Source organism: Mycobacterium europaeum, from assembly GCF_002102155.1.
Lineage (GTDB): Bacteria > Actinomycetota > Actinomycetes > Mycobacteriales > Mycobacteriaceae > Mycobacterium > Mycobacterium europaeum.
In genome coordinates, this window is the sequence record NZ_LQOU01000015.1 from 83,213 (window position 1) to 98,750 (window position 15,538).

Annotated in this window: 2 protein-coding genes; both read left to right on the top strand. The window is 70.7% G+C overall.

What is annotated here, in order from left to right:
• The first annotated feature begins 327 nt into the window (after positions 1–327).
• On the top strand, positions 328–12,861 hold the full coding sequence (locus AWC03_RS07385; RefSeq protein ID WP_085239863.1) for a type I polyketide synthase: 12,534 nt from the start codon (positions 328–330) through the stop codon (positions 12,859–12,861).
• A gap of 25 nt (positions 12,862–12,886) precedes the next feature.
• On the top strand, positions 12,887–15,529 hold the full coding sequence (locus tag AWC03_RS07390) for a sugar epimerase family protein (RefSeq protein ID WP_085239864.1): 2,643 nt from the start codon (positions 12,887–12,889) through the stop codon (positions 15,527–15,529).
• Positions 15,530–15,538: the final 9 nt, after the last annotated feature.

Genomic DNA, 15,538 nt, shown 5'->3' on the forward strand with positions numbered 1-15,538 from the left:
ACCACTGTCGATGCACAGCCGGGTACAGTCGCGCCATGGAAGGCGCGTCAGTTGTATCCCGGCTTACCCGGATCGGGGCACGCCCAGGCATCCCCGGGCGCAACGGCGCGTTTTCGATCCCCTTGGACAAGGCGTTCCGCACGCCGAAGCCGGTCCTCCCGTAGCAGCCGGGAGCATCGGACGTTTTGAAATCCCGTCGGAGTTGGCGATACTCACCAGCGACATTCTTGGGCCGGAGCGGCACGACATCGCATCGTGCGGCAATTTCCGTGACTCGGCGAGAGTCGCATCAGGGCAGCTGACGGCCATGTTAGGCGAGAGGTATTGATGGTGGATCAACTCCAGCATGCGACCGAAGCGTTGCGCAAAGCGCTGGTCCAGGTCGACCGCCTGAAACGCACCAACCGTGCGCTGCTGGAGCGGTCGAGCGAGCCGATCGCGATCGTCGGGATGTCCTGCCGTTTCCCCGGCGGAGTCCAGACACCGGAAGACCTGTGGCGGATGGTCGCCGACGGCCGCGACGTGATCACGGATTTTCCCACCGACCGCGGCTGGGACCTGGCGAGCCTGTACGATCCGGACCCCGACGCGCGCCACAAGACATACGCGAAGACCGGCGGATTCGTCGACGGTGTCGCCGACTTCGATCCGGCCTTCTTCGGCATCGCCCCGAGCGAGGCGCTCGCGATGGACCCGCAGCATCGGATGCTGCTGGAGCTGTCCTGGGAGGCGCTGGAGCGGGGCGGGATCGACCCCAGCGGGCTGCGGGGCAGCGCGACCGGTGTGTTCGCCGGCCTGATCGTCCAGGGCTACGGCATGCTCGCCGAGGAGATCGAGGGCTACCGGCTGACCGGCATGACCTCCAGCGTCGCCTCCGGCCGGGTGTCGTACGTGCTGGGGCTCGAGGGTCCGGCGGTGTCGGTGGACACGGCATGTTCGTCGTCGTTGGTCGCCTTGCACATGGCGGTGCAGTCGCTGCGTTCGGGGGAGTGCGACCTGGCGCTGGCCGGCGGCGCGACCGTCAACGCCACCCCGACGGTCTTCGTCGAATTCAGCCGTCACCGCGGGCTGGCCCCCGACGGCCGGTCCAAGGCCTACGCCGGAGCGGCCGACGGCGTCGGCTGGTCGGAGGGCGGCGCGATGCTGATCGTCGAGCGGCTCTCCGACGCCCGGCGTTTGGGTCATCCGGTGCTGGCGCTGGTGCGCGGATCGGCGGTCAACCAGGACGGTGCGTCGAATGGGTTGACCGCGCCGAACGGCCCGTCGCAGCAGCGGGTGGTGCGTGCCGCGCTGGCCAATGCCGGCCTGTCGGCGGCCGACGTGGACGTGGTGGAAGGCCACGGCACGGGCACCACGCTGGGTGACCCCATCGAGGCGCAGGCGTTGCTGGCGACCTACGGGCAGGACCGGTCCGAGCCGCTCTGGCTGGGGTCGATCAAGTCGAACATGGGCCACACCCAGGCCGCGGCGGGTGTGGCCGGCGTGATCAAGATGGTTCAGGGCATGCGCCACGAAATGCTGCCGGCGACATTGCATGTGGACGTACCCAGCCCGCACGTCGACTGGTCGGCGGGATCGGTGTCGTTGCTGACCGAGGCGCAGCCCTGGCCTGCTGGGAGCCGGGTGCAACGCGCCGGCGTGTCCTCGTTCGGGATCAGCGGCACCAACGCACACGTGATCATCGAGGCGGCCCCCGCGCCCGAGCCGCGCGAGGACCACCCGAAACCCGTGGTCGTACCGTGGGCGGTGTCGGCGAAATCTTTGTCGGCGTTGAGGTCTCAGGCTGCCCGGCTGGCCGCGCATGTTCGCGCGCACGATGAGCTGGACGTCGCCGACGTGGCCTGGTCGCTGGCGGGCCGCGCGACCTTCGAGCATCGGGCCGTCGTCGTCGGTGGCGATCGGGATCGGTTGCTGGCGGGGCTGGACGAGCTGGCCGGCGACGATCTGGCGCGGTCGGTCATTCAGGGCAGCGCGGCACCGGCCGGCAAGAACGTCTTCGTGTTCCCCGGGCAGGGTTCCCAATGGCTTGGCATGGGCGTCGAGTTGCTGGACACCGCACCGGTTTTCGCCCAGCAGATCGACGCGTGCGCGGAAGCGTTCGCCGAATTCGTCGACTGGTCGCTGATCGACGTCCTGCGCGGCGCGCCCGGTGCTCCTGGTATGGATCGCGTGGACGTGGTCCAGCCGGTGCTGTTAGCGGTGATGGTGTCGCTGGCCGAACTGTGGAAATCGGTCGGGGTCAACCCGGATGCGGTGATCGGCCATTCACAGGGGGAGATCGCCGCCGCGTATGTCGCCGGCGCGCTGTCGCTGCGCGACGCCGCTCGGGTGGTCACGCTGCGCAGCAAGTTGCTGCGGTCACTGGCGCACCCCGGGGGCATGCTGTCGATCGCCTGCAGCACCGAGCGGGCGCGGGAGTTGTTGGCGCCCTACGGCAACCGTGTCAGCATCGCGGCCGTCAACGGCCCGTCGGCGGTGGTGGTATCGGGTGAGGTGGCCGCGCTGGAGGAACTCGTCGGCTTCTGCGCCGACCTCGAGCTGCGCACCCGCCGGATCGATGTGGACTATGCGTCCCACTCGGTCGAGGTCGAGGCCATCCGTGACGAGCTGATCCAGGCTCTGGACGGTATCGAACCGAACTCCTGCCGCGTCGCCTTCTTCTCCACGGTGACCGGGAATCGTTTGGACACCGCAGGTTTGGACGCCGCCTACTGGTATCGCAACATCCGGCAGACCGTGCAGTTCGACCAGGCGGTGCGCGCCGCCTGCGAGCACGGGTACCGCACGTTCGTCGAATCCAGTCCGCATCCCGCGCTGATCGCCGGCATCGAAGACACCTGCAACGACTGCACCTCCGGCGACTCCGAGGCGATCGTCGTTCCCACCCTCGGGCGCGATGACGGCGGCCTCGAGCGATTCCTGACGTCGGCCGCCGCCGCGTTCGTGGCGGGGGTGAGCGTGAACTGGCGCGGCCTCCTGGCCGGCGCGAGCTTCGTGGAACTGCCGACGTACGCCTTTGACCGGCGCCGGTTTTGGCTGTCGGGTGAGGGTATGGCGGCCGACGCCGCGGGCCTGGGGCTGGGCACCAGCGAGCACGCGTTGCTCAGCGCGGTCGTGGAGTTGCCCGCGTCGGGTGGGGTGTTGCTGACGGGTCGGCTGTCGCCCAGCCTGCAGGGCTGGCTGGCCGATCACGCGGTCTCCGGGGCCGCGGTGTTCCCGGGTGCGGGGTTCGTCGAGTTGGCGATCCGGGCCGGCGACCAGGTCGGCTGTTCGGTGGTCGATGAACTGACGCTGCAGGCGCCGCTGATGCTGCCCGCCGGCAGTTCGGTTGCCGTGCAAGTGGTTGTCGGTCCCGGCGAAGAGTCGGGACGGCGCGGAGTCTCGGTGTTCTCCCGGGCCGACGCCGGTTCGGGGTGGGTGTGCCACGCGGAGGGCGTGTTGAGCTCCCGCTCGATCGAGCCGAGCGCCGACCTGGCGGTGTGGCCGCCCGAGGGCGCGGTCGCGGTGGACGTGGCCGACGGTTACGACCGGTTGGCCGCCCACGGATACGGCTACGGCCCGGCGTTCCGGGGGTTGACCGCGACGTGGATCCGCGGCGACGAGGTGTTCGCCGAGGTCCGGCTGCCCGACGCGGCCGGAGGCGTCGGTGGCTTCGGAGTGCACCCCGCGTTGCTCGACGCGGCGATGCACGCCGTCATCATGGCGCAGCAGGCGGCGGGCCAGCCCGTCGACGTGATGCTGCCCTTCTCGTGGCAGGACGTTTCGTTGCACGCCGCGGGTGCGACCGCGGTACGCGCCCGCATCGCGCCGGCGAACCCACCGGCCGGCGGCGGCGCCACCGCGATCTCGATCGAGCTCGCCGACGGTCTCGGTTTACCGGTGTTGTCGGTGGGTGCAATGGTGGCCCGCCCGGTCAGCGAGCGACAGTTGCGCGCGGCGGTGTCGAGTTCTGGCCCCGAGCGACTGTTCGAGGTGGCGTGGTCGCCGGCGACCGCGGCGGCGGCGACCGGCCCCGCACCGTCCTACGAGGTACTGGAATCTCTGTCCTCCGAACAGGATCCGCTCACCGCAACGTACGAGCGCACCCATCGGGCACTGGCCGCGGTGCAGGCGTGGCTGACCGAACGCGACTCCGGCGTGCTGATCGTGGCGACTCGCGGCGCCGTGGGATTGCCGGGGGAGGACATCAGCGACCTGCCCGGCGCGGCGGTGTGGGGTCTGGTGCGTTCGGCGCAAGCGGAGCACCCCGGCCGCGTTGTCCTGGTGGATTCCGATGTGCCACTGGACGATCCGGCTGCCGCGTCGGTGCTCGCGGTGGGGGAGCCGCAGGTGCTGCTGCGGGCCGGCCGGCTCTACACGGCGCGGGTGCGGCCCAGCCGCGCAGCCGACGATCTCCTGGTGCCCCCGGCCGACGGGCCCTGGCGTCTGGGTATCGGCAACGCCGGCACCTTCGAAAACCTGCGGCTGGAGCCGGTTCCCAACGCCGACGCGCCGCTGGAGCCCGGTCAGGTGCGGGTGGCGCTGCGCGCCATCGCGGCCAACTTCCGCGACATCATGATCACTCTGGGCATGTTCACCCACGACGCCCTGCTCGGCGGTGAAGGCGCCGGCGTGGTGACCGAGGTCGGTCCGGGCGTCACCGAATTCGCCGTCGGCGACTCGGTTTACGGGTTCTTCCCCGACGGCAGCGGCACGCTGGTCCCCGGCGACGTGCGCCTGCTGCAGCCGATGCCCGCGGACTGGTCCTACGCCGAAGCCGCCGCCATCTCGGCCGTCTTCACGACCGCGTACATGGCCTTCGTGCACCTGGCCGATGTCAAGCCGGGTCAACGCGTGCTGGTGCACGCCGCGGCCGGCGGTGTCGGCATGGCCGCGGTCCAGTTGGGCCGGCACTTGGGTCTGGAGATCTTCGCGACGGCCAGCAAGGGCAAGTGGGACACGTTGCGGGCCATGGGCTTCGACGACGACCACATCGCGGATTCGCGCAGCCTCGAGTTCGAGGACAAGTTCCGGGCGGTGACGGGTAGGACCGGCAGGGCCGGAATGGATGTGGTGCTGGATTCGCTGGCCGGCGACTTCGTGGACGCCTCGCTGCGGCTGGTCGCGCCCGGCGGTGTGTTCCTGGAGATGGGCAAGACCGACATCCGCGACCCCGGCGTGATCGCGCAGGAATATCCGGGCGTGCGCTACCGCGCCTTCGATCTTTTCGAGCCCGGCCGTCCCCGGATGCACCAGTGGATGATCGAGTTGGCCGGTCTGTTCGACGCCGGCGTGCTCGAGCCATTGCCGGTGACCACGTTCGACATCCGGCGCGCCCGTGCGGCGTTGCGGTATCTGAGCCAGGCGCGCCACATCGGCAAGGTCGTCATGACTTTGCCTTCCGGGCCGGGTGGCGCGGAGGTGGCGGGCACCGTGCTGATCACAGGCGGGACCGGAATGGCGGGTTCGACGCTGGCCCGCCACCTGGTGACGCACCACGGGGTGCAGAGCCTGGTGTTGTTGAGTCGCAGCGGTCCCGACGCGCCCGGCGCGGCCGAGCTGGTTGCCGAGCTGGAGGAAGCCGGAGCCCGGGTGCGCGCGGTCGCGTGCGACGCCGCGGACCGCCAAGCCCTGGCCTCGGTGATCGGCGACATCCCGGCGAGCCACCCACTCACCGGGGTGGTCCATGCCGCCGGCGTGCTCGACGACGCGGTGGTCACGTCGTTGACCCCGGAGCGGGTGGATGCCGTGTTGCGCGCCAAGGTCGATGCCGCCTGGAACCTGCACGAGCTCACCCGCGACCTCGACCTGTCGGTGTTCGTCATGTTTTCCTCGATGGCCGGGCTGGTCGGGTCTTCGGGGCAGGCCAACTACGCGGCGGCCAACTGCTTCCTGGACGCGCTGGCCGCGCACCGGCGCGCCCACGGGTTGCCGGCGGTCTCGCTGGGCTGGGGGCTGTGGGACCAGGCCAGCGCTATGACCGGCGGGCTGGACGCCGCCGACCTGGCCCGGCTCGGCCGCGACGGCATCCTGGCCTTGTCGTCGGACGAGGCGATGGAGTTGTTCGACACGGCGCTGATCGTCGACGAGCCGTTCCTGGCGCCCGCCCGCATCGATCTGAGCGCGTTGCGCGCCCACGCCGCCGCGGTGCCACCCATGTTCGCCGACCTGGTCAACACGTCGGCGCGGCGCCAGGTCGACGACTCGCTGGCCGCCGCGAAGTCGAAATCGGCGCTGGCGCACCGCCTGCACGGGCTGCCCGAGCCCGAGCAACACGCCGTGCTGCTCGATCTGGTCCGCTCGCACATCGCCACCGTCTTGGGCAACACCACGCCGGAGGCGATCGACCCGGACAAGGCGTTCCAGGACTTGGGCTTCGACTCCCTGACCGCGGTCGAAATGCGTAACCGGCTGAAAACCGCGACGGGTCTGGCGCTTTCACCCACCCTCATCTTCGACTACCCGACACCGAACGGCCTGGCGGGCTACATCCGCGGCGAACTCGCCGGGGTGCCACAGGAAATCGCGCCCACCCCGGTGGTTCGGGCCGTCGGCGACGACCCGATCGTGATCGTCGGGATGGCGTGTCGCTATCCGGGCGGGGTGAATTCGCCCGACGACCTGTGGCAGATGCTCGTCGAGCGCCGCGACGTGCTCTCGGCCTTTCCCACCGACCGCGGCTGGGACCTGGCGGGCATCTACAACCCGGATCCCGACGTCCCGGGCACCTGCTATACCCGCACCGGCGGCTTCGTGGACGGTGTCGCGGACTTCGACCCCGCCTTCTTCGGCATCGCGCCCAGCGAGGCGCTGGCGATGGATCCCCAGCAGCGGATGTTCCTCGAGCTGTCGTGGGAAGCGTTGGAGCGGGCCGGAATCGAACCCGGCGCGTTGCGCGGCAGCGCCACCGGCATGTTCGCCGGGGTCTACACCCAGGGTTACGGCATGGGCGCGGCCCCGGCCGCGGAGGGCTTCCGCCTGACCGGGCAGTCGTCGAGTGTGGCGTCGGGCCGGGTGTCCTACGTGCTGGGGCTCGAGGGTCCGGCGGTGTCGGTGGACACGGCGTGCTCGTCGTCGTTGGTGGCGCTGCACATGGCGGCGCAGTCGTTGCGTTCGGGGGAGTGCGATCTGGCGCTGGCCGGCGGCGTCACCGTCAACGCCACGCCCGACATCTTCGTGGAGTTCAGCCGCATGCGCGGGCTGTCCGCCGACGGCCGCTGCAAGGCGTACGCGGGGGCCGCCGACGGCACCGGATTCTCCGAGGGCGGCGGCATGCTCGTGGTCGAGCGCCTCTCGGACGCGCAGCGGCTCGGCCATCCCGTGCTCGCCGTGGTGCGCGGATCGGCCATCAATCAGGACGGCGCCTCCAACGGATTGACCGCACCCAACGGCCCGTCGCAGCAGCGGGTGGTGCGCGCGGCGCTGGCCAGTGCCGGATTGTCCGCGGCCGAGGTCGACGTGGTCGAAGGCCACGGCACGGGAACCACGTTGGGCGATCCCATCGAGGCCCAGGCGCTGCTGGCCACCTACGGGCAGGACCGCTCCGAGCCGCTCCGGTTGGGGTCGATCAAGTCGAACATCGGCCACACGCAGGCCGCCGCCGGCGTGGCCGGTGTGATCAAGATGGTGCTCGCGATGCGCCACGGCCTGTTGCCGGCGACGCTGCACGTCGACGAGCCCAGCCCGCACGTCGACTGGTCGGTGGGATCGGTGGAGCTGCTCACCGAGCCGCAGCAATGGCCGGCGGACCGCGCACGCCGGGCGGGCGTGTCGTCGTTCGGCATCAGCGGCACCAACGCGCATGTGATCATCGAGGCCGCCCCCGTCGAGTCCGCGCCGGTCGTGGAACGCGGCACACTGCCGGTCGTGCCCTTGGCGGTGTCGGCGAAGTCGTTGGCGGCGTTGAGTTCCCAAGCCGGTCGGCTCGCCGAGCACCTACGCCGGCGCGCTGAGCTCGAGGTCGGCGATGTGGCATGGTCGCTGGCGGGCCGGTCGAACTTCGAGCACCGGGCCGTCGTCGTCGGTGGGGATCGTGACGAGTTGCTGGCCGGCCTCGATGGGTTGGCCGCCGGTGAGGCCGGGTCGGTCCTGCAGGGCACGGCGACGCCGGGCGGCAAGACCGTGTTCGTCTTCCCCGGCCAGGGCGCCCAGACGTTGGGCATGGGAATGGGCCTGCACGGCGCCTACCCGGTGTTCGCCGAGGCGTTCGACACGGTCGTGGCGGAGCTCGACCGGCACCTGCTGCGGCCCCTGCGCGAGGTCATGTGGGGTCATGACGAAAACCTCCTGAACACCACCGAATTCGCCCAGCCGGCGTTGTTCGCGGTCGAGGTCGCCCTGTTCCGGTTGCTCGAATCGTGGGGTGTCCATCCCGACGTCGTGCTGGGCCACTCGATCGGCGAGCTGTCGGCCGCGCACGTCGCCGGCGTGCTGTCGCTGGAGAACGCGGCCGTGCTGGTGGCCGCGCGCGGTCGCTTCATGCAAGCGCTGCCGGAGGGCGGGGCGATGATCGCCGTGCAGGCCGCCGAGGAGGAGCTGCGGCCGCTGCTGGTGGACTCCGAACAAGCCGGCGTCGGCATCGCCGCCGTCAACGGGCCTGCGTCGGTGGTCATTTCCGGCGCCGAGGACGAGGTGGCCGCGATCGCGGACCGGCTGCGCGCCGACGGTCGCCGCGTCCACCGATTGGCGGTTTCCCACGCGTTCCACTCGCCGCTGATGGACCCGATGATCGACGAATTCGGCACGGTCGCAGCCGGACTGGCCGTCGGCAAGCCGGTGATCCCGATCGTGTCGAACGTGACCGGAGAGCTGGCGGCCGACGACTTCGCCTCGGCGGCCTATTGGAAACGGCACATTCGCGAGGCGGTGCGGTTCGCCGACAGCGTGCGCCTGGTGCATTCGGCCGGCGGAAACCGCTTCCTCGAGGTCGGCCCCGCCAGCGGGCTGACGGCGTCCATCGAGGAAACACTTCCCGATGCTCCCGTGATCACCATGTCGGCGCTGCGCAAGGACCGCCCCGAACCGGTGAGCCTGACCCGCGCGGTCGCGCAGGGATTCGTCGCCGGGATGGACGTGGACTGGCGCGCGGCCATCGGGGGTGCCGGATTCACGGGCACTTTCGTGGAGCTGCCCACCTATGCCTTCGAGCGCCGGCGGTTCTGGCTCTCCGGCGGCGCCGCCGCGGTCGACGCCGCGGGTCTGGGGCTCGCGCCCGGCGAGCACCCGCTGCTGGGCGCGGTGGTGGAGCTGCCGGCGTCCGGCGGGGTGGTGCTGACGGGCCGGTTGTCGCCCGGCGCGCAGGGCTGGCTGGCCGACCACGCCGTCGGCGGCGTCGTGCTGTTCCCCGGCGCGGGATTCGTCGAGCTGGCGATCCGCGCCGGCGACGAAGTGGGCTGCGGCGTGGTCGACGAGCTGAACCTGGCCGCGCCTCTGGTGTTGCCCGGTTCGGGCTCGGTCGCGGTGCAGGTCGTGGTCGGCGGTGCCGACGACTCGGGTGCCCGTGCCGTGTCGGTCTTTTCGCGTGCCGACGCGGGTGCGGGTTGGTCGTTGCACGCCGAGGGCGTGCTGCGCGCCGGGTCGGTGCAGTCGAGCGCGGACCTGTCGGTGTGGCCCCCGGTGGGTGCGACCCCGGTCGACGTCGGGGACGGATATGAGCGGCTGGCCGATCGCGGGTACGGGTACGGGCCCGCGTTCCGCGGCCTGACCTCGATGTGGCGTCGCGGCGACGAGGTTTTCGCGGAGGTGACCCTGCCGGCGGACGCGGGGGTCTCGGTGGCCGGGTTCGGCGTCCACCCGGTGATCCTCGACGCCGCATTGCACGCGGTGATCTTGACCTCCGACGGTGACGAGCTCCCCGAAGGCTCGATGCTGGTGCCGTTCTCGTGGCAGCGGGTGTCGCTGCACGCGGCGGGCGCCACGGCGGTGCGGGCGCGGATCGTGCCGGTGAGTGATTCGGCGGTGTCGATCGAACTCGCCGACGGATTGGGGCTGCCGGTGCTCTCGGTGGGCTCGATGGTGGCCCGGCCGGTGACCGATCAGCAACTGCTGGCGGCGGTCTCGAATTCGGGACCGGACCGGCTCTTCGAGGTCATCTGGTCCGCTCAGCGGTCGACATCGGTGCAGCCCGTCTCGGTGTCCGCTTGGGGTGCAACGGAATCCGACGATGCCGCGGCGCAACCCGCGGCGGTGGTGTTCGAGTCGGCGCCGGTGGCCGGCGATGTCGTCGCCGATGTCTACGCGGCCACCCGCGCGGTGCTGCCGGTGCTGCAGTCCTGGCTGGCCCGCGAAGGGGCCGGCACCCTGGTGGTGGCGACCCGCGGCGCGATGGCGTTGCCGGGCGAGGACGTCACCGACCTTGCGGGCGCGGCGGTGTGGGGCCTGGTGCGTTCGGCGCAGACCGAACACCCCGGCCGGATCGTCCTGGTCGACACCGATGGCAGGTTGGACGACGAGTCCGTCGCCGCGGCCTTGTCGGCCGGTGAGCCGCAGGTAGTGCTGCGCGGCTCCACGGTGTACACCGCCCGGGTGCACGGCAGTCGTGCCGTCGGCGGTCTGCTGGTGCCCCCGGCCGACGGGCCGTGGCGTCTGGGCATGAGCAGTCCGGGCACCTTCGAGAATCTGCGGCTGGAACGCATCCCGGACGCCGACGCCCCGCTGGGCGGCGGACAGGTTCGCGTTGCGCTGTCGGCCTTGGCTGCCAACTTCCGCGACGTGATGATCGCGCTGGGGCTGTACCCGGACCCGGATGCCGTCATGGGTATCGAGGCGTCCGGTGTGGTCGTCGAGGTCGGCCCGGAAACCGGCTCGGGCGAGCGACGTTTCGCCGTCGGCGACCGCGTGATGGGCCTGTTCCCCGACGGCACCGGAACCATCGCCAGGACCGATCAGCGCTTGCTGGCCAAGGTGCCGGCCGGCTGGTCGCACACGGCGGCCGCGACGACCACGGTCGTGTTCGCCACCGCCTTCTACGCGCTGGTGGACCTGGCCGCGGCCAAGCGGGGCCAGCGGGTGCTGGTGCACGCCGCCGCCGGTGGGGTCGGCATGGCCGCGGTCCAGCTGGCCCGCCACCTGGGAATGGAAGTGTTCGCGACCGCCAGCCGTGGCAAGTGGGACACCTTGCGGGGCATGGGGTTTGACGACGACCACATCGCGGATTCGCGCAGCCTGGACTTCGAGGACAAGTTCCGGGCGGTCACCGGCGGGCGCGGCGTGGACCTGGTGCTGGATTCGCTGTCCGGCGACTTCGTGGATGCGTCCCTGCGACTCGTCGCCCCCGGCGGTGTGTTCCTGGAGATGGGCAAGACCGACATGCGCGAGCCGGAGGCCGTCGCCCGGGAGCACCCCGGCGTGCGCTACCGCGCCTTCGATCTTTTCGAGGCCGGGCCGGACCGCATCGCGCAGATCCTCGACGAGCTGGTCGCCCTGTTCGGCGACGACGTGCTACGGCCGTTGCCGGTGACCAGGTTTGACGTACGGCGTGCGCCGGCAGCGCTGCGGTATCTGAGCCAGGCCCGCCACGTGGGCAAGGTCGTGATGACGCTGCCCGATGCCTGGTCGGCCGGCACGGTGCTGATCACCGGTGCCACCGGGATGGCGGGTTCGGCGTTGGCCCGCCACGTCGTGACCCGCCACCACGCACACAATTTGGTGTTGGTGAGCCGGCGTGGTCTGGATGCGCCGGGCGCCGCGGAACTGGTGACGGAGCTCAGCGCCGCCGGCGCCCAGGTGCAGGTGGTGGCATGCGATGCGGCCGATCGAGAGGCACTGGCCAAGGTGATCGCCGATATCCCGGTGCAGCGGCCGCTGTCGGGCGTGATCCACGCCGCCGGTGTGCTCGACGACGCGGTGATTTCCTCGCTCACCCCGGAGCGCGTGGCGGCGGTGCTGCGGGCCAAGGTCGATGCGGCGTGGAACCTGCACGAGCTGACCCGCGAGCTGGATGTGGCGGCGTTCGTGATGTTTTCGTCGATGGCGGGATTGGCGGGCGCCTCGGGGCAGGCCAACTACGCGGCGGCCAACTCGTTCCTGGACGGGTTGGCGGTGTACCGGCGCACACGGGGGTTGCCGGCGATGTCACTGGCCTGGGGCCTGTGGGATCAGGCCAGCGGCATGACCGGCGCGCTCGGTGCCGCCGATCGCGCCCGGTTCGGCCGCGACGGGATCGTCGCGATGTCCTCGGACGAGGCGCTCGAGCTGCTGGACACCGCCCTGATCGTCGACGAGCCGTTCCTGTTGCCCGCCCACATCGACCGGGCCGCACTGCGGGTCAAGTTCGACGGCGGAACGCTGCCGCCGATGTTCGTCGATCTGATCAACGTGCCGACCCGGCGCCAGGTCGACGATTCGCTGGCCGCGGCGAAGTCGAAATCGGCCCTGCTGCAGCGGCTGGAGGGGCTGCCCGAGGACGAGCAGCAGGCGGTACTGCTGGACTTGGTGCGGTCCAACATCGCCACCGTGCTGGGCAACTCCAGCCCCGAGTCCATCGATCCGGACCGGGCGTTCCAGGAGTTGGGCTTCGACTCGCTGACCGCGGTCGAGATGCGCAACCGGCTGAAATCGGCCACCGGCCTGGCGCTGTCGCCCACGCTGATCTTCGATTACCCGAACTCCGGCGCGCTGGCCGGTTACATGCACCGAGAACTCGTCGGCGCATCCGAGCAGCAGAGTCCCGTGGCCGCGCCCGGGGAAGCCGAGATACAGCGCGCGGTGGGATCGATTCCGGTCAAGCGCCTGCGGCAGGCCGGGGTGCTGGAGCTGTTGCTGGCGTTGGCGAACGAGGACGGTAACGCGCAACCGACCGCCGAGGTGACCTCCGAGAAGGACATCGCGGACATGGATCTCGAGGACCTGGTCAACGCGGCGCTGATGGACGACGACGAATAATCATGGTCTTGGGCAGGGGCGCTCAGTGAGAATCGCCGTCACCGGGGCCGGCGGCGTGCTCGGCCGGGGTCTGACGTCCCGCTTGCTCAGCCAGGGCCACGACGTCGTCGGGATCTCCCGGCACCGGCCTGAAAGCTGGCCGAGTGCCGCCGAATTCGTCGCGGGCGACATCCGGGATGCCGGCGCGGTCAGCCGCGCGGTCGCCGGCGCCGACGTCGTCGCGCACTGTGCCTGGGTGAACAGCCCGGGCGCCGGGGCCCGCAGCGGCGACCAGGTCAACATCGGTGGCACGGCCAACGTGCTGCACGCGATGGCCCAGACCGGTGCCGGCAGGATCGTCTTCGCGTCGTCGGCACATGTTTACGGCGGCGGAGACGCGCCGAAGACCGAGCACGACGCGAGAACGCCGGTGACCGCCGACGGACAGTACAAGGCCCGGGTCGAGCAGATGCTCGAGGAATCGGACCTGGAATGGGTCGCGATCCGCTCCGCGCTGGTCCTCGGCCGAAGCGTCGACAACTGGGTGCGTCGGCTGCTGGCGCTGCCCGGCTTCCCCGACGGGTCGGCCGACCGTCTCATGCAGGTCGTCCACCTCGACGATGCGCTTCGGCTGTTCAACCGGGCGCTGGTGGACACCGAAATCGGCAGTGGCCCAGTCAACCTCGCCGCCCCCGGTGAGCTGACCTTCCGGCGGGTCGCCGCGGCGCTCGGCCGCCCCGTCGTGCGGTTGGGCTTCGAACTGGCCGAGCTGCGACTGGTGCACGGCGCCGCGTTCATGGATACCGCGCGGCTGCGTGAGCAGTGGGGATTCCGGCCCGCGTGGAGCTGCGGCGAATGTGTCGAAGACTTCGCGCTCGCGGTGCGCGGCCGGGTCACCGTGGGTAAGCGGGTGGTGTCGCTGCCATGGCGGATGGCCACCATCGCTGACCTCCCGTCGGTTGACGCGCCTTCCGAGGACGGGGTGAAACCCGAATGGGCCGGCCCGCCAGGGGATAACGGGGAATTCGACACCCCGATCGATCCGCGCTTCCCGACCTTTCTCGCGACCAATCTGTCGGAGGCGCTGCCCGGCCCGTTCTCGCCGGCGTCGGCCTCGGTGACCGTGCGGGGGCTGCGCGCCGGCGGCGTGGCCATCGCCGAGCGGCTACGCCCCGGCGGCATCGTCCAGCGTGAAATCGCCATGCGCACCGTCGCCGTCTTCGCCCACCGGCTCTACGGGGCGATCACGTCGGCGCATTTCATGGCCGAGACGGTGCCGTTCGCCAAGCCCTCGACCATCGTCAGCAACAGCGGATTCTTCGGGCCCAGCATGGCGTCGTTGCCGGTCTTCGGTGCGCAGCGTGCACGCTCCGAAACCAGTCGGATCCGCAAACAACTGCGGACCACTCGCAACATCGGGGTGTTCGGTGTCAACCTCATCGGCCTGTCCGCCGGCGCGCCCAGGGACACCCAGGAGTTCGTTGCCGATGTTGATCGCCTCGAACTCCTGGCCGACGACGTCACCCGGCTGGACGATCGTCGGCTGCTCAGCCTGATCTCGCTGGCGCGCGACGATGTGGTGCACGGCTGGGTGCTGGCGTCGGCGTCGTTCATGCTGTGCGCCGCGTTCAACGTCCTGCTGCGCGGCGCGTGTGGGCGAGACACCGCAGCGCCGGCCGGACCGGAATTGGTCAGCGCACGATCCGTCGAGGCAATGCAGCGGTTGGTGGTTGCCGCCCAACGTGATCCGGCCGTGACAGCGCTGCTGGCCGAACCGGGGGATCGGCTGGGCAAGCTGGCGGTCGAGGCGCCGGAGTTTCACGCCGCCGTACTGGCCGAGCTGACGCTGATCGGGCATCGCGGCCCGGCCGAACTCGAGATGCTGTCGATCAGCTACGCCGACGATCCCGAGCTGCTCGTCCGGATGGTGACCAAAGCGATGAGCGCTCCTCCCGCGCCCCAGCCGCGGCGCCCCCGGATTCCGCTGCACGCCAAGCCGATTGCGCGGCTGGCCGCGCGCCAACTCCGCGACCGCGAAGTCCGTCGCGACAAGGTCGTGCGGGCCAACTGGGTGCTGCGCAACCTGATGCGCGAGTACGGGCGCAGGTTGGCCGAGGCCGGAATCCTCGGCGCCGCCGATGACGTGTTCTACCTGCTCGTCGATGAGCTCGACGCGTTGCCGACCGACGTCGGGACGGTGATTGCCCGCCGCCGTGCCGAACAACGCCGGTTGGTCGCCGTGGTTCCGCCCACGGTGTTCAGCGGGAGCTGGCAACCAATCACGACGAAGTCGGCGGCTCTCACCAGCGGGGAAACCCTGCATGGTGTCGGGGTGTGCGGCGGGAAGGTACGCGGCCGCGTGCGCATCGTGCGCCCCGAAACCATCGACGATCTGCAGCCCGGCGAGATCCTCGTCGCCGAGGTCACCGACGTCGGGTACACCGCGGCCTTCTGCTACGCCGCTGCCGTGGTGACCGAACTCGGCGGCCCGATGTCGCACGCCGCGGTGGTGGCCCGCGAATTCGGGTTCCCCTGTGTGGTCGACGTGCAGGGGGCCACCAAGTTGTTGCCGCCCGGCGCCCTGGTCGAGGTGGACGGTACCTCGGGCGAAATCCGGGTGCTCCAACTGTCCAACGGGGACAACCCGTCACCGTCGGCGAGCGACCCGGGGCCCAACGTCGCGCATTAGCGGGCTCAC

What these genes read in the sequence shown, in the direction of transcription:
- AWC03_RS07385 (WP_085239863.1), top strand. Translation starts at nt 328, where the DNA reads ATGGTGGATCAACTCCAGCATGCGACCGAAGCGTTGCGCAAAGCGCTG.